The sequence below is a fragment of the Methylobacterium indicum genome (assembly GCF_001043895.1).
Taxonomy (GTDB): domain Bacteria; phylum Pseudomonadota; class Alphaproteobacteria; order Rhizobiales; family Beijerinckiaceae; genus Methylobacterium; species Methylobacterium indicum.
Window position 1 is genome coordinate 1 of record NZ_JTHF01000059.1, and the last position, 13,615, is coordinate 13,615.

The following is a 13,615-nucleotide window of genomic DNA, read 5'->3' on the forward strand; positions in this document are numbered from 1 at the left end:
CGAATGAGTCAGTGCACTAGGTGGGCTTGCTTGGCCTGTCGGAGCGCAGTCGCCAGGGATCCGCCCTCCTCGTGCGCCGCACCGTCAGCCTGGATAGCTCCCCCGTCCAGACGGCGCGCGCTGCCCGCGAGCTCCACTTCCGGCTCCGGTTCACCGGCCTCCTCCCGCTGGTTCAGCCGGGCCTTGTGACGCGCGTTGGCCCTTTGAGCCCGGAGCAGGGCCGCGGCCATCGGATCATCCTCCCCGAAGGCGTCGAGCGTGCTGGTGAGGGCATCGGGATCCGTCGAGGCGCCCAAGGTCCTGACCAACTCCTCGATCTCGCCGATGTCGGCCTGCAAGGCGTCATCCGTGCCGGACACGATCCCGCTGATGGAGATGACTTCCGCTCCCTCCCGGATGGGGGGTGCCAGGACCAGGGGCTTCTTGGCTGGCGTGCTTCGTCCGGGTGGCACCGGACTGGTCCGTGCCGTGCCTGCCGGTTCAGGCGGGCTGCCGGCCTCGACCCCGCGCCCGGAGGCCGGTTCAGTGAGCGAGCCCAGCATGTGCGGCTCCGCGTCGTTGTCGGCCACCGGATGAGCTTCGTTCCGTCAGCGCCGAGCCATGGCATCGAGGGGGTGCGGTTTCATCTCGGCCGACTGATCGAAAGCGTCACCTCGGGGGCTGTGGCCAACGACGGCCGGCAGATCGGTGCCGCGGCCCACGTGCACGAGGTGGCGCGCACCTGGCAGCCGCACCTGCGCTCGCAGCAGGCGCGGGACACCATGCATCTGGTCGTGTCCGCCTGTGCCGGGACGGACAAGCAGGCATTCCGCGATGCGGTGAGGGACTTCCTCTGCGACACGTTCGCCGATCACGCCTTCATGTTCGGGATGCACACGAACAAGGAGCAGAGCAGCGGCCACATCCACGCGCACGCGGTGATCGCAGTGCGGGGCATGGGCGGCGCGAAGATCCTCTGGGCCCGCAGGACCTGCGGCGCTGGCGGGAGACCTACGCCGAGTACGCCCAGGCGCAGGGCCTCCAGATCGTGGCGACGACGGCCCAGGAGCGAGCATCGAGCCAGAGCTACGGGCGACGGGACAAGGCTATCGTCGCCGCGGCCGAGCAGCCCCGGCCGGGACGGGCAGCACGGGATCGGGCGTATGCGAGCCACCCGGCCAATCAGGAGATGATCGCGAACGCGCGTCAGCGGATCGCGACGGCACGGACCAATCCGGTTAAGGTGCCGATCGGAGCCCAGGCGCTTGCGCGGACGGCCGAGGCCGCCCGGATCTGGTCGGAGCTGGCCCAGGCGCAGCCGGGCAATCCGGTCGCGGCGCACTTCGCGCAGCGCACCGCAGACGCCTATCGGCTCGGGGAGCGCGCGCGCAGCCAAGAGTCAGCCCACGCTCATACGGACCAGCATCCAGGAGCCCAGGCCATGCCTGTCACCGCCGAGAAGATGGAAGCCGACCTCAAGCTCATGAACGAGCAGGCCGCGAAGACAGCGGCCACGCTCGAAGGGCCGGCGAGAGAGCGATACGAGCACCTGGCGGCCAACGTCCTCCAGGCGAGCGCGGTGAAGCTCGACCTTCAGAGGATGATGGAGCAGGGGCAGACACACATCGACGTTGAGACGGTGCGGGGGATGTTGCCGCCCGATCGGGCCGAGGCGATCATCGCGAGCGTGCGCAAGCAGGAGGCGCAGGAGCGGGAGAAGGCCCAAGCCCAGGAGCAGGACCGCGATCCGGCACAGCCGAGCGGGACAGGGACACCGGCGCCCGCCGGGAACCAGAACCGGCGTGCCACGGAGGCCGAAAGGGCGGAAGCGTCCAGGGTCGCGACCCGAGAGGAGCGGGAGGCCACGGCTGCGGAGCGGCTTGAGCGTGCCGCCTTCGAAGTCGCGCGCGCCGACGAGGCCGACACGTCCCGGTCGCCTGAGGCCATGCGCCAGCTCGACGCCGAGCGCGGGCTCGCCCGCGAGACAGCACGCCTTGCAGAGCGCGAACGGGAGGAGGCCGAGGCCGCAGAGCAGCGGGCGCGATCAGGACGGGCCGGCGATGGGCGCAACGCCCCCGGCAAGACCGAGGATCCGGAGGAAGTCCGGCGGTGGGTGCTGGAGCGCCACCGTCTGGAGCGCGAAGCTCAGGACCGTGCGACGCAGTCGCGGGACGAGCAGGAGATGGACTGAGTTGCGCGAGTTACCATTCCGCCTCAGCCAAACGAGGCACCCGTCGCCTGTTGGTCCTGGATCAACAACAACGCAACCAGGCCGATCGTCTCTGGGCCAGGATGGAGGAGTGGCGCGCAATCGCCACCCGCTACGAGAAGACTGCCGCCAGCTTGCTGAACGTTCTCTGTCTGGCCACCGCTCTCGATTGGATCAAGAGCTAGGATCAAAATCCGATCGGCTTGACCGTGTGCGAGTCAACTTTCGCTCTGTTGCGAACCATGAAAAGGTCCTCTTCAAGGCTATCGGCGAGACCGAGGGTGACGATTGGGTCGGGCGGATGGTCAACTCGCAACTTTGTGCCAATCTGAACAAAAAGTATCTGCAAGAAGCTGTGACGGGAAAAAGGATGAGAATGATTTACTTTTCCGTGCTGGCTTTAACGAGTATGCTTGGAGTCTTTCCGAATGCAGCTTATGCTTGTAGAATAATTATTCCTGGTGCGGGATCTAAATCAGATAAAGCGAATTTCGAGTATTTTGACCACGTAGCTGTAGTTCAAACATCTAATGTTTATAGTGTTAAGATAGACCCAAATTCAAATTATAGTCCACTAGATTTTATCAAACTACACGTTATAAAGTCATATAAAGGAGAGCTACCTCAGGAATTTTTCGCGAAACAAGTTTCTGATGCTGTATGTGGCCAAGATCTTGCCAAGAATACAAAATATCTTATTTTCATTGACGCCCGTAGGACGGCCGCCACTCTGCCCTCAGATCCGAATTTACCAGTTCTTTCAACAACATTGGTTGATATTACGAGATCGCGAGTGCTCTCGGTGGATGATGAGGCATCGGCCGATGAGATTATAAGAAAAGCTACAGGCCAGTAGACGCAAATGATCTTTCCTACTAGCCTGTACTAATTCATGCGGCGAAGCCGAGTTGCGGCCATTGCGTGTCCGCCTACAGTCTTTGCTAGCATATACCGGTTCGACCGTTTTCGGTCGGAGACGGACCATCCGCCCACGGGCCTCGTCCCACCCATCCATCGGTACCTAGCGCCGTTTCCGCGGCCATCGAGACCATGTGCGCCTTACCAAGGCCGCGTTCGGGATGCTGCCGTCCTAGCAGCTCCATCCCAACCCGCGCCATGCACAAGCTGTACGCGGCAGAGGCCGTCCCTATGGGTATGCCCCTATGGACAGCCGGAATAACGAACGGACCTTGGAGCACCGCACCTGCGATCCGGTTTGGGTGGGATGCAGCCGTCTGGGACGGCTACTGCCTGACCTCGAACTCGACTCTGATGTGTCCTGACGCCGCCATCTTACGAATGCGAAACGTCTCCAAGCCTGTGGTCGCGCTGTGAAGTGAAATCCGCGCTGTCAGTGTTCGAACCTCGCTCCATGAGACATCGGATGGATCGGAGATCCCTCCTTCCATCGATCCGAAGGAACCGCATTCGCCCTCTGCGACGAGATTGTTTTCATCGGCCACTCTATCCGCAGGCGTCTGGCTATCGACGACGAACAATCGATTGAAACAGTACGGGGAAAATCCGCCTCCACCGACGTACGACGCAACAGCCGCCCTGAACGCACCATCCGGGGAGTCAATGAAAACCAGAGCATTTGGGCTAGAGTAAAGTTTTTCCTTCGCGATCCAGAGCCCAACAGTACCAGAAATGCCGAAAAATCCGATGATTGCCAAAGCAAGGATGAACGAGCGTCGCAAGGTCCTCACGCCATCACATCTCCGACGGCCACCAGCAGCCGCTCGCGACCACCTCTACCTTGTGGTCTCAACGACCGATATGGGTGGGAAGCGAACTCGGCCGCCGTGACCGTACAGCTTCCAATCAAAATTCATCTGCTAATTGGTCCCAGCCAGGGCGTCAGCATTGGGCCAAACATATAAAAGACGATCCCTATGATGATTGCCGCCGCCGCTATTGCGCGCTCAGTCCTTCGCGTGGAAGCGATTACGATATTAAAATATTGATAGTAAGAAATGAACGCTTTGCAAATATTAAGCCCCTGCGGGCCAATAAGTGGTATGATCTGTGGATCTGGAACAAATCCCCTGTTTAAATTCTTTCGGCGCGTCAGGACATAGGGCCGTATCACTACCAGGAGGCCGAGCCCAAATAGGCCCGCACCGAACCACGTAAGCGCCTGTCCACTATCATTCTGGTTGCGAACGGTGGCTGATAGGAGAGGCGTCCCGAGAAACACCAGCCCGACGACGAACTGTGTCCAGGGAGAATGGGCGAGGGAGCGTAGCATGAGCACATTCTACAACTTTGCCGCTAAATGTCCGAGCCGAGTGGAAAGCGGACTCTTTTCGAGGCAGGTTCATCCCATGAAGGGTCGCACGCTCGTTCTCGCACTCGGCGCTGGCCTCCTCCTCGTGTCGGCGACGCTGGTAGGCGGGCCGCTCCTGGCGATCCACCTGTCAAAGCGGCCCCTCGTTCCAGCGACACCGTCCCTCTTGCAGGACGTGCGCGCCGGGAGCGGATGGGCCAGCATGGGCTGCCCGCAGCCAACCTCGCCATCCTTCGCCTCCATGAGCGAAGCCCTGTCGCCGGACCTCACCCCGCGCCTCGACGCCCTGTTTCCGCCGGGGAGCGACGCGGACGCCCTTCAGACGGTGTTGGTCGCTCAGGGTTTCGGAGACATCGCGACGTGTAAGGACGATCCTTCGATCCATCACACCGCCTTCCGCCAAACGGGTGGCGGCTTCGCCGGACCATACCCGATCTTCGCCGTGGTGGCCTGGAGGCGGAGCGAGGACGGTCGAGTCGCATGGATGAAGGGTTTCGTATCTTATCTCGCCCCATGAACAGCATCGGCTGTCAGCAATGGCTGGAAAGCAGGAATTTGGTTCTTGCCATTTAGATTGAGCGAGTATGCATTTATGCTTTTGGAGAGAGATATTTTTGATTTCATTGAGCAAGTATCAATTTTTTTTCTACAAATACAGCTTGCACCCAGGTATTAACGAACGAGTTAGACTCGAAACGGTAATTTCTCTTCCATTGAGATTTAGGCAATAATACGAAACCTGAAATCTGAATTTCTCCTTCAGCAAAAGATGCACCACAGCTAGTGACATCATAACTTACAACAAATTTCTCCGGCAGATTACCTTTGATAGACTGTAAAACCTGGATGGATGCACGACGATCTATGGAAGAAGTGCTCCAAACTTTGAGAACTTTCACATTGGCAGCTAGATATTTATCGGGCCATTCGACAACAGAACCGCGCTCTGGGAGTGAGGCATCACATGCCCACGCACTTGCTGCAAAAGGCAACAGCGCAAGCGCAGCAAGTCCTACGATATTTGGTCGCGACAATCGTCCCACCCGAGCACAGCCTTTGCGTGGCATTCACGAAAGCATTCTGGGGGCCATATTTGCTCAGCAGAACCGACTCCGCAACAGGTCGAACTCTGCCCGAAACGACGCTCAAGATCCGTTAGGGTATACCCTAACGGATCTTGAGTATCGATTTGGGCAGCTTTCGACCCGTTGCGGCACCCGGGAAGGCCCGCTTCGGAGGTGTAGATAAGGCGACCCGGACGGATCACTTGTGTCGCCTTGCGACAGTCCGTTCCTATATAATAGAACCAACCGGGGTACTGCTGCCTTGAGACTGCGGCTTGCCCTGGGACATGCTGAACCGCTTGAGGGGGGCCGTGTTGCATTCTCCGCAAGATGTCTTGAATGAGATCCGGTCACTGCACCCGGAGCTGTCAGCCCTTCGCCGGCGCATCCACGCTCATCCCGAGCTAGGCTTCGAAGAGGTCAAGACCGCCGCCTTGGTCGCAGAGAAACTACGGGCCTGGGGCTTAGAGGTCACGGAAGGGATCGGTAAGACGGGAGTGGTTGGCACACTCCGGGGCAATCGAGCGGGAATGCGCGCTATCGGTTTGCGCGCCGACATGGACGCCTTGCCGATCCATGAGGAGACAGGTCTCCCCCACGCCTCCGAGATCGCTGGCATCATGCACGCCTGCGGCCATGATGGGCATGTCGCCATGCTGCTTGGCGCCGCTCGCTATCTGGCGGAGCATCCGGAGTTCTACGGCACAGTTCAATTTGTATTTCAGCCCGCCGAGGAAGGTCGCGGCGGCGCGCGCGCCATGCTGGAAGATGGCCTGTTCGAGCGCTTTCCATGTGATGCTGTCTATGGACTGCACAACTCACCAAGCCTGCCTGTAGGCAGGTTCGCGACCCGCCGCGGTGCGATGATGGCGGCGTGTGATCGCTGGTCGGTTATCTTCCATGGGCCGGGCGGACATGGTGGCTCGACCCCACATCTTACGGCCGACGTGAGCGTCGCTTTGGGTTATTTCCTACTTGGCCTACAGACGATCGTCAGTCGCAATATCTCCTCGTCAGATCAGGCTGTGGTAAGCGTTGGCTATATTGATGGCGGATCGGCAAAAGCACCTAATGTGATGCCGGCCGAGGTCAGAGTTGATGGCGTCGCGCGGTCGTACACGATAGGTGTTCGTGATATTTTGGAGCAGCGGATCCGGGATTTGGCAGCAAGGCTCGCTGCCGCCCAAGATTGTACAGCCGAAGTCTCTTATCGTCGTGGCGGTGAAGCGCTGGTGAATCACGACAAACAAGTGGCCCTCGCGATAGCTTCGGCAACAGCCTTAGTCGGAGCCGGAATGGTAGATGGCGATTTGCGCCCATCCACAGGGGGAGAAGATTTTGCTCGCATGCTGCAGCGGCGCCCGGGCGCATTCATGTTGATCGGCGCCGGCGCAAAGTCAGACAACTCGCGTCCAGGCTTGCATACGCCCCGCTACGACTTCAACGACGAGATTATCCCAATGGGCGCCGCTTACTGGGTGGAGTTGGTTCGAACAGAGCTAGCGACGCCATGAGAAACTTGTCCTTCGGCACATCGCATCGCTGGCTACCGGCCGAGGGAGGCCGCCGGATCCGCCCGTGGCTGTTGCGTTGAGGCACGTCCCCTAGGCGCGGCTTACGAGCGTCAGCATTTGGGATGGAGTGACAGGCCGCCAAGTAACCGAGCTGGGTTGGATGCAGAAAGTCCGCCTCCGGGTAGAGCGGCGGAGTCCGCTCCCCACCCAATGCGGATCACAGGCGCGGTGCTCCGAGGTCCGTTCGTTATTCCGGCCATCCATAGGGGCATACCCTAACGGATTTCGAGCGCCGTTGGGGGCCGCTTTCGACCCTCAGCGGACGCCCCGAGGCGTCATGAAGCTGACCCTAAGGAGCTATAGATAAGCCTCCGCAGTACCAACGAGCGCGAGCGTATCGTGAGCAGGACGGACACACTCAGCGAGGTCGCCACGCGCATCGGACGCTTGCGCCCAGGCCACCCGGTACGGGTCGCAGTCGATGGACGGACGGCCTCGGGCAAGACGACGCTCGCCGACGAAATTGCCGCGTTGCTTGTTGAGACAGGGCGGCCCGTGATCCGGACATCCATCGACGGCTTCCACCGCCCACGTGTTGAGCGCTACGCCCGAGGCCGGTATTCAGCAGAGGGATACTATTACGACGCACGCGATCTTCCCTCCGTCGTCACCCTCCTTCTTGCCCCGCTGGGACCAAAGGGTGATCGGCAGTATCGCACCGCGTCCTTCGACCTCGACGCCGACCAGCCGATAGCTCAGGAGCCGCAAGTGGCAGCCGAGGACGCCATCTTGATCGTAGATGGCACTTTCCTCCAACGCCACGAGCTACGTGACCATTGGGACGTGACGCTCTTCGTGCGGACCTCAGCCGCGATGGCGGAGGCCCGCGGCCTGGGTCGTGATACTGATCGCCTCGGGGGCGAGATGGCAGCGCGCGATCTCTATGGGAAGCGCTACCGTCCCGCGTATGCCCTGTACGAACGCCTCTGCGATCCGGAGGGCAACTGCGACGCGATCATCGACAACGACGACCTCGCAAAGCCCTGGTTCGATGCAAGGGTAGGAGGTCGGTTGGGCTAAATGCGACCGCTTTCCACCCATAGCGGCTGTCGGCTTCTCATCTTGTGAACGGGGCTACTGCCCATGCGACATCAGGCTTCAGGTAGTTGTGTGACCGCTCAATCCATTCGGATAGAGGGGTCAATCGAAGCCCATTCGGCTGGCTCATGGCTTGAGCTTCCGACACGTATCGGTCCTGATCTCCGGGGCGGTGAACGACCTGAACAACGTGCGTAATGCCACGAGGGCGGGGATGGTTCGTCGCCCACGCGCCTCCGCCTTGCTGCAAGCCAATGGTCGCGTATGGCGGCAGTTCGGCGGCGGTGATCTGGTCCCCTGAGAGGATAGAGCCTGAGCGACGCTCCAAATTCTCAATCAAACGGTCCGACCAAGTGTGAACGGCTGCCGCATCGGCATCGGTGAAAAGCAAGCGTCCGGCTTCGCGGTTTGCCGCAGCCATACCGGCCGACAAGAGCAGACCAGTCCAACCCGAGCAGTCTATGACCGGCGGGTCTTCATGCAGCCCACTCGCCTTGGCACCCCTCTTGTAGCTGACGTGTCCCGTATAGCGTTCGACTAGCGCCCACATGGCTGCGCCTGCTGCGTCGATCCACGAAGTGTCGTTCATGAGCGCAGATCCCGTACCGGCGTCCGAGGGTATATCCGACGCCGTCCGCTTTCCACCTAAAGCGGATCGTAGGCGGGGTGCTCTGAGGCCCGTTCGTTATTCCGGCCGTCCCTATGGGCATGCCGCAGTGGACACTGCCACGGCTCGCTAAATATGTCCGCAAGGGTGGAATGAGCTAACGGACAGGCAAACAAACGGACATCACCCGAGCGGACAGTGCGGTGCAGCCGGGGGGCACTAAGTCCTCCCCTATCCTGCACACTCTGCGAGCATGTGCGGAAAACCTCTCAAAACCCGTTTCCACACATGACATCAATCCGACAGAGTTTGTTGTATGTTTTCTACGACGAAGGTCGATGCGCGTTGCTGTGACATTCAGCCGTTGCGGGCGAGATGCCGGGGCGGTCAGGACGGCACGGTTGCGTCCCTGATCCGCAGGATGGTCTGCCGGCTGGTCTTGAAGGTCCGCGCCAGGGCCGACACGCTCGCCCCCTCTCCGAGTTGGCGCGCGGCCTCCGCGCGCTGCTCGCTGGTGAGACTGGCTGGCCGGCCGAGCCGCCGGCCTTCCGCCCGCGCCCGGCTCAGCCCGGCCTGGGTCCGCTCGATCAGGAGATCACGCTCGAATTCTGCGACCGCGTTGATCACGGCCATCGTCAGCTTGCCCGTCGAGCTCGTCAGGTCGACCCCACCCAGCGCCAGGCAGTGGACCCGCACGCCGAGCTCCTCGAGCCTGGCGACGGTCGCGCCGACGTCCATGGCGTTGCGGCCGAGCCGGTCGAGCTTGGTCACGACGAGGACGTCGCCCGCTTCCAGTCGATCGAGCAGGCGGGCGAACCCGCGGCGCTGCCCGACCGCGGTGGAGCCCGAGACGGTCTCGGTCACCAGCCGGCGCGGCTCGATGGTGAACCCGGCGGCGTGGATCTCAGTGAGCTGGTTGTCGGTGGTCTGGCCGGGGGTCGAGACGCGGAGGTAGGCGAAGGTGCGCGGCATGAGGCTGATTCGTCCGAAAACCCTGACCGGAACCGGACGCCTGTCCGGAACCTACGGAGGCTAGGTTTTGAACAGGGCGGGCCGCTCTGTCCAGAACCGGTCGGTTCCGGACAGGCCGAGCAGGCGCACATGACCCATCAAGGCCGGCCCTGCGTATGGTCGGCTGCGCCGTCTGCCTGACCAACGAGCTTCCACCTCACAGCAGCCGTTTAACCCGCACACGCGGACGAGGCGCCCGCATCCCGCACCTGGCGGCATGTGTTCTGGGCTTGCGCTTCACATAAGCGTGTGCTTATCTGTTGCCATGGTTGAGGACGACATCTTCCGGGCCCTGGCAGACCCTACCCGACGCGCGATCTTCGAGAAGCTCGCCGGCGGGAGCATGAACGCCAGCGCACTCCGCCAGGGCATGGCGATCAGCCAGCCGGCGATGTCCCAGCACCTCGCCGTGCTGCGGGGCGCCGGGCTCGTGCGCGAGGCCCGGCAGGGCCGTTTCGTGAACTACGACGTCGATCCGGAAGGGGTGGCGCTCATCGCGCAGTGGCTGGCGAAGTACCGCACCTACTGGCCCGCCCGCATCGACGCGCTCAAGGTCGTGCTGAAGGAGATGGACCAATGAGCGACACGGTGTACGACGAGCCCGGCCACGGCATTGAGCAGGCCTACGAGCTGAGCGAGCCGCCCGAGAAGGTGTGGCGTGCGCTCAGCATCCAGGCGCTTTGGGAGCATTGGCTGCCCGAGGCGGCGCTGGCCGGGCCCGAACCGGTCGCCGTCACGCCCGGAGAAGAGGTCAGCTACCGGATGCGCGAGGCCGCCCCGCCGTACCTCGAGAGCACGGTGACGTTCCGCATCGTCCCGAACGGTACGGGCGGCACCTGCCTGCGCATCATTCATGACCTGACGGATGCCCGGTTCGCGCCCCTGACGAAGGCCGCTGCGAACCACAACGCCCCCCGGCTGCGCGCCGCCTGACGCGGCTCGTCCTACGCCCCATTCCGGAAGATCGGAGGTCGCCGATGCGCGACGCGATGCAACTCGTCCCTATGGTCGTCGAGCAGTCCAGCCGCGGGGAGCGATCCTTCGACATCTATTCGCGCCTCTTGCGCGAGCGCATCGTCTTCCTGAACGGGGAGGTGAACGACGCGGTCTCGGCGCTGGTCTGTGCTCAGCTCCTGTTCCTGGAGGCGGAGAACCCGACGCGGCCGATCCACCTCTATATCAACTCGCCGGGCGGCGTCGTCACGAGCGGCTTTGCGATGTACGACACCATGCGCCACATCCGCGCTCCGGTGCACACACTGTGCATGGGGATGGCGTACTCGATGGGCTCGTTCCTGCTCATGGCCGGCGAGCCCGGGGAGCGGGCCGTGCTGCCCAACGCCAGCATCCTCGTCCACCAGCCGCTCGGCGGATACAAGGGACAGGCGTCCGACATCCTCATCCACGCCCAGGAGACGCTGCGAACCAAGCAGCGTGTGACGCGGCTCTACGCCGAGCATTGCGGGCGGTCCTACGAGGAGTTCGAGCGTGCCATGGACCGCGACCGCTTCATGACGGCGGAGGAGGCGCTCGAATGGGGCCTCGTCGACCGCATTCTCCCTCCCGCGCGCGCAGCTGGCCTCGCGTAGGTTGTCTGGACACGACATGTCCCGACAGACCTTCGAGCCGGCGCGGTTCGCACCCTTCCCATCCAGCTCTTCAGATCAGGCAACAGGGTCGCTCTGCCAGCGATGCTGGATGTCGGCAAACACATGGTTTCCGACAGATTGCAAACCGGTATGCGGGGGAGTGGACTTATCTACGTGTGGGGAGGTCGGGCTTGCCCCTCCCCTCCCGGCATGCGATCTTCTTCCTGCCTCGTGAACTTCAGACTTGCGCCCGCTATCGTCTCGTGACGCGGCCCCCCACCTGGTGAGACGAGGAGCGCGCGTCTCGGCGCCAGCGCCTCAAAGGGCGTACCCTGAAGACAGCCAGCGTAGACGGGCCGACTGCACCGCAGCCGCCATCCAGGATGCCCGAATACCAGCATCGCAAAAGATTGTTCTACAATTTCGGGGTACGTCCGAGTTTTCACACAGCCTCGGTGGTTTGCAGTCATTTCGCAGTCGCTTACAGAGGAGTTGTGCAGCAGGGAGGATGCAGTGGGTGTCGTCATACGGCCAGCCGTTGCCGAAGATGTCTCCGATTTGGCAATCCTAAACCGGCTTGTTCAAGAGGCACATGTGAGAGCCGAACCTGCATACTTCCGTGCAGATTATCGGCACGAGCAGGTTGAGGGATTTTTTCGCAGACTGCTTCTTGCGGAAAATTTTACTGTCTTGCTTGCAAAAATCTCTGACATATCAATCGGATATCTCTGGTTCGAGACACAGGTGCGGCCTGATAATATCTTTAAGTTTTCCCTAAGGCGTATCTACATCCATCATATAGCTGTTAGTGAAGGTGCGCAAAGGAAAGGCGTAGGGGTAGCACTGGTTCGCGCTGTCGAGGCGGAAGCTGAAGCGCGAGGCATTGCCCATGTTGCTGTTGACACGTGGAGCTTCAACGCCAACGCGCAGGCATTCTTCCAGCGGTTAGGTTTCGAGCCGTTCAACATTGCAATGCGGAAGGTGCTTCCCGGGTCCGCTTGATGTTGGCTGCAGCGCTGCCAACGTGCCTAGTGCATTGACGCATTCAGAGGATTCACATGAGGCCTGAGTCATGCGAGTCTGAGGCATGGCTCAGACTGTCTGTGTGACCCCCAGCGCCGCCGACCTGACGCGCCTGTCCGCCATCGTCGCCGATCGGGGGCGGCCCCTCAAGCACATCCAGCGGGCCCGCATCGTTCTGCTCTCGGCCAAACGCCTCTGCGTCCTCGACGTCGCCCAGCAGGCGGGCGTCAGCCGGCCGGCTGTCTGGCGCTGGCAACAGCGCTACGCCGAGGAAGGCGTCGAGGGCCTCTTGCGCGACAAGACCCGTCCGCCCGGCAAGCCACCTCACTCCACCGACACCGTCGCCGAAGTGTTCGCCCTCACCTGCTCCGAACCGCCCGGTGAAGCCACCCACTGGACCGGCCGCGCCCTGGCGCAGGCCGTCGGGATCTCCCTGCGGTCGGTCCAGCGCATCTGGGATGCCCATCGCCTCCAGCCGCATCGGGTGCGCAGCTTCAAACGCTCGAACGATCCGGCCTTCGCCGAGAAGGTCGAGGATATCGTAGGGCTCTACATGGATCCGCCGCGCCACGCCGTCGTGCTCTCGCTCGACGAGAAGAGCCAGATCCAGGCCCTGGAGCGCACCCGCCCGAGCCGGCCCGTCACGCCAGGTCGCCCAGAGACCCAGACCCACGACGACATCCGCCACGGCACCACGACGCTGTTTGCCGCGCTCGCCGTGCTGGAGGGCACGGTGATCGGGCGATGCATGCAGCGTCACCGCCACGAGGAGTTCCTGCGCTTCCTCAACACGATCGAGGCGGCGGTGCCGGCCGGCAAACTGATCCACGTGATCCTGGACAACTACGGCACGCACAAGCACCCGAAGGTGCGGGCCTGGCTGGCTCGGCATCCGCGCTGGATCTTCCACTTCACCCCAACCTCGGCCTCATGGATGAACGCGGTCGAGGGCTTCTTCTCCGCCCTGACCCGGCGCAGGCTGAAACGTGGCAGCTTCAGCGGGATCGTCGACCTTCAGGCTGCGATCAACTGCTACATCGCCGAGCACAACGACAGGCCAAAGCCCTTCGTCTGGACCAAGCCAGCCGCCGCCATCCTCAATGCCGTCAACGGCAACGCTGCACCATCCGTTTGAGTCGGTGCACTAGTGCATTGACGCATTCAGAGGATTCACAAGGCGCGTGAGGCATGCGAGTCTGAGGTATGGCTCAGAGCCTGTTTGACTGATTGC

The 13,615-nt window shown here is 62.0% G+C and carries 16 protein-coding genes and 1 pseudogene; 11 read left to right on the top strand and 6 right to left on the bottom strand.

Annotated elements, in window-relative coordinates; translation table 11 throughout:
- Nucleotides 1–8: 8 nt before the first annotated feature.
- Nucleotides 9–569 (bottom strand): hypothetical protein, encoded by a 561-nt coding sequence (locus QR78_RS33955; protein ID WP_048461137.1) that lies wholly within the window; start codon nt 567–569, stop codon nt 9–11.
- An 18-nt stretch (nt 570–587) separates the two neighbouring features.
- A complete protein-coding gene (locus QR78_RS33960; RefSeq protein WP_125901077.1) occupies nt 588–914 on the bottom strand; it encodes a hypothetical protein in 327 nt (108 codons plus the stop codon).
- Nucleotides 915–1,027: 113 nt separating this feature from the next.
- On the opposite strand from QR78_RS33960, the gene QR78_RS34850 reads away from it, so the two are divergent.
- From QR78_RS34850 to QR78_RS35920, 3 genes and pseudogenes are all read left to right on the top strand, one after another.
- Nucleotides 1,028–2,170: a hypothetical protein gene (locus QR78_RS34850; RefSeq protein ID WP_158004019.1), complete on the top strand. Its 1,143-nt coding sequence runs from the start codon at nt 1,028–1,030 to the stop codon at nt 2,168–2,170.
- 3 nt (nt 2,171–2,173) lie between these two features.
- Nucleotides 2,174–2,373: pseudogene (locus QR78_RS34855) on the top strand (transposase); the annotation flags it as partial.
- Nucleotides 2,280–3,044 (top strand): hypothetical protein, encoded by a 765-nt coding sequence (locus QR78_RS35920; protein WP_125901075.1) that lies wholly within the window; start codon nt 2,280–2,282, stop codon nt 3,042–3,044. The pseudogene QR78_RS34855 and the gene QR78_RS35920, both read left to right, overlap by 94 nt.
- Before the next feature lie 388 nt (nt 3,045–3,432).
- Here QR78_RS35920 and QR78_RS33970 read toward each other — a convergent pair whose 3' ends face one another.
- Nucleotides 3,433–3,897: a hypothetical protein gene (locus QR78_RS33970; protein WP_125901073.1), complete on the bottom strand. Its 465-nt coding sequence runs from the start codon at nt 3,895–3,897 to the stop codon at nt 3,433–3,435.
- A gap of 540 nt (nt 3,898–4,437) precedes the next feature.
- Between QR78_RS33970 and QR78_RS07545 the strand changes: the two genes are divergently transcribed.
- Nucleotides 4,438–4,995 (top strand): hypothetical protein, encoded by a 558-nt coding sequence (locus QR78_RS07545; RefSeq protein WP_125901071.1) that lies wholly within the window; start codon nt 4,438–4,440, stop codon nt 4,993–4,995.
- Nucleotides 4,996–5,098: 103 nt separating this feature from the next.
- On the opposite strand, the gene QR78_RS33975 is transcribed toward QR78_RS07545, so the two are convergent.
- Nucleotides 5,099–5,545: a hypothetical protein gene (locus QR78_RS33975; RefSeq protein ID WP_125901069.1), complete on the bottom strand. Its 447-nt coding sequence runs from the start codon at nt 5,543–5,545 to the stop codon at nt 5,099–5,101.
- Nucleotides 5,546–5,829: 284 nt separating this feature from the next.
- Here QR78_RS33975 and QR78_RS32525 point away from each other — a divergent pair, with 284 nt between their 5' ends.
- Together QR78_RS32525 and QR78_RS07555 are read left to right on the top strand one after the other, a co-directional pair.
- Nucleotides 5,830–7,056, top strand: coding sequence for a M20 aminoacylase family protein (locus tag QR78_RS32525; RefSeq protein WP_082171759.1), 1,227 nt, complete (start codon nt 5,830–5,832; stop codon nt 7,054–7,056).
- 399 nt (nt 7,057–7,455) lie between these two features.
- The gene (locus tag QR78_RS07555) at nt 7,456–8,136 is read left to right on the top strand and encodes a nucleoside/nucleotide kinase family protein (RefSeq protein ID WP_048426887.1); all 681 of its coding nucleotides are present in this window, start codon (nt 7,456–7,458) and stop codon (nt 8,134–8,136) included.
- A gap of 37 nt (nt 8,137–8,173) precedes the next feature.
- On the opposite strand, the gene QR78_RS33980 is transcribed toward QR78_RS07555, so the two are convergent.
- Both QR78_RS33980 and QR78_RS07560 read right to left on the bottom strand, forming a co-directional pair.
- Nucleotides 8,174–8,743 carry a hypothetical protein gene (locus tag QR78_RS33980; RefSeq protein WP_125901067.1) on the bottom strand — a complete coding sequence of 190 codons (570 nt, stop codon included), beginning with the start codon at nt 8,741–8,743 and terminating at the stop codon, nt 8,174–8,176.
- A 405-nt stretch (nt 8,744–9,148) separates the two neighbouring features.
- Nucleotides 9,149–9,733, bottom strand: coding sequence for a recombinase family protein (locus tag QR78_RS07560; RefSeq protein ID WP_048426888.1), 585 nt, complete (start codon nt 9,731–9,733; stop codon nt 9,149–9,151).
- A gap of 304 nt (nt 9,734–10,037) precedes the next feature.
- Here QR78_RS07560 and QR78_RS07565 point away from each other — a divergent pair, with 304 nt between their 5' ends.
- The 5 genes from QR78_RS07565 to QR78_RS07580 all read left to right on the top strand — a co-directional run bounded on the left by QR78_RS07565 (nt 10,038) and on the right by QR78_RS07580 (nt 13,519).
- Entirely contained in the window at nt 10,038–10,352 is a 315-nt protein-coding gene (locus QR78_RS07565) for an ArsR/SmtB family transcription factor (RefSeq protein ID WP_048426889.1), read from the top strand.
- On the top strand, nt 10,349–10,705 hold the full coding sequence (locus QR78_RS07570) for an SRPBCC family protein (RefSeq protein WP_048426890.1): 357 nt from the start codon (nt 10,349–10,351) through the stop codon (nt 10,703–10,705). Before QR78_RS07565 ends, QR78_RS07570 begins: the two co-directional genes overlap by 4 nt.
- Nucleotides 10,706–10,749: 44 nt before the next feature.
- Nucleotides 10,750–11,361 carry an ATP-dependent Clp protease proteolytic subunit gene (locus tag QR78_RS07575; RefSeq protein WP_048426891.1) on the top strand — a complete coding sequence of 204 codons (612 nt, stop codon included), beginning with the start codon at nt 10,750–10,752 and terminating at the stop codon, nt 11,359–11,361.
- Nucleotides 11,362–11,874: 513 nt separating this feature from the next.
- On the top strand, nt 11,875–12,363 hold the full coding sequence (locus QR78_RS32530) for a GNAT family N-acetyltransferase (protein ID WP_158004022.1): 489 nt from the start codon (nt 11,875–11,877) through the stop codon (nt 12,361–12,363).
- An 85-nt stretch (nt 12,364–12,448) separates the two neighbouring features.
- Nucleotides 12,449–13,519 carry an IS630 family transposase gene (locus QR78_RS07580; protein ID WP_048426892.1) on the top strand — a complete coding sequence of 357 codons (1,071 nt, stop codon included), beginning with the start codon at nt 12,449–12,451 and terminating at the stop codon, nt 13,517–13,519.
- Nucleotides 13,520–13,615: the final 96 nt, after the last annotated feature.

Bases quoted from the DNA above. Each gene is read 5' to 3' on its own strand.
- QR78_RS07560 (WP_048426888.1), bottom strand. From the start codon at position 9,733: ATGCCGCGCACCTTCGCCTACCTCCGCGTCTCGACCCCCGGCCAGACC.
- QR78_RS07565 (WP_048426889.1), top strand. From the start codon at position 10,038: ATGGTTGAGGACGACATCTTCCGGGCCCTGGCAGACCCTACCCGACGC.
- QR78_RS33980 (WP_125901067.1), bottom strand. From the start codon at position 8,743: ATGAACGACACTTCGTGGATCGACGCAGCAGGCGCAGCCATGTGGGCG.
- QR78_RS32525 (WP_082171759.1), top strand. From the start codon at position 5,830: ATGCTGAACCGCTTGAGGGGGGCCGTGTTGCATTCTCCGCAAGATGTC.
- QR78_RS07575 (WP_048426891.1), top strand. From the start codon at position 10,750: ATGCGCGACGCGATGCAACTCGTCCCTATGGTCGTCGAGCAGTCCAGC.
- QR78_RS07545 (WP_125901071.1), top strand. From the start codon at position 4,438: ATGAGCACATTCTACAACTTTGCCGCTAAATGTCCGAGCCGAGTGGAA.
- QR78_RS33975 (WP_125901069.1), bottom strand. From the start codon at position 5,545: ATGCCACGCAAAGGCTGTGCTCGGGTGGGACGATTGTCGCGACCAAAT.
- QR78_RS07580 (WP_048426892.1), top strand. From the start codon at position 12,449: ATGGCTCAGACTGTCTGTGTGACCCCCAGCGCCGCCGACCTGACGCGC.
- QR78_RS07570 (WP_048426890.1), top strand. From the start codon at position 10,349: ATGAGCGACACGGTGTACGACGAGCCCGGCCACGGCATTGAGCAGGCC.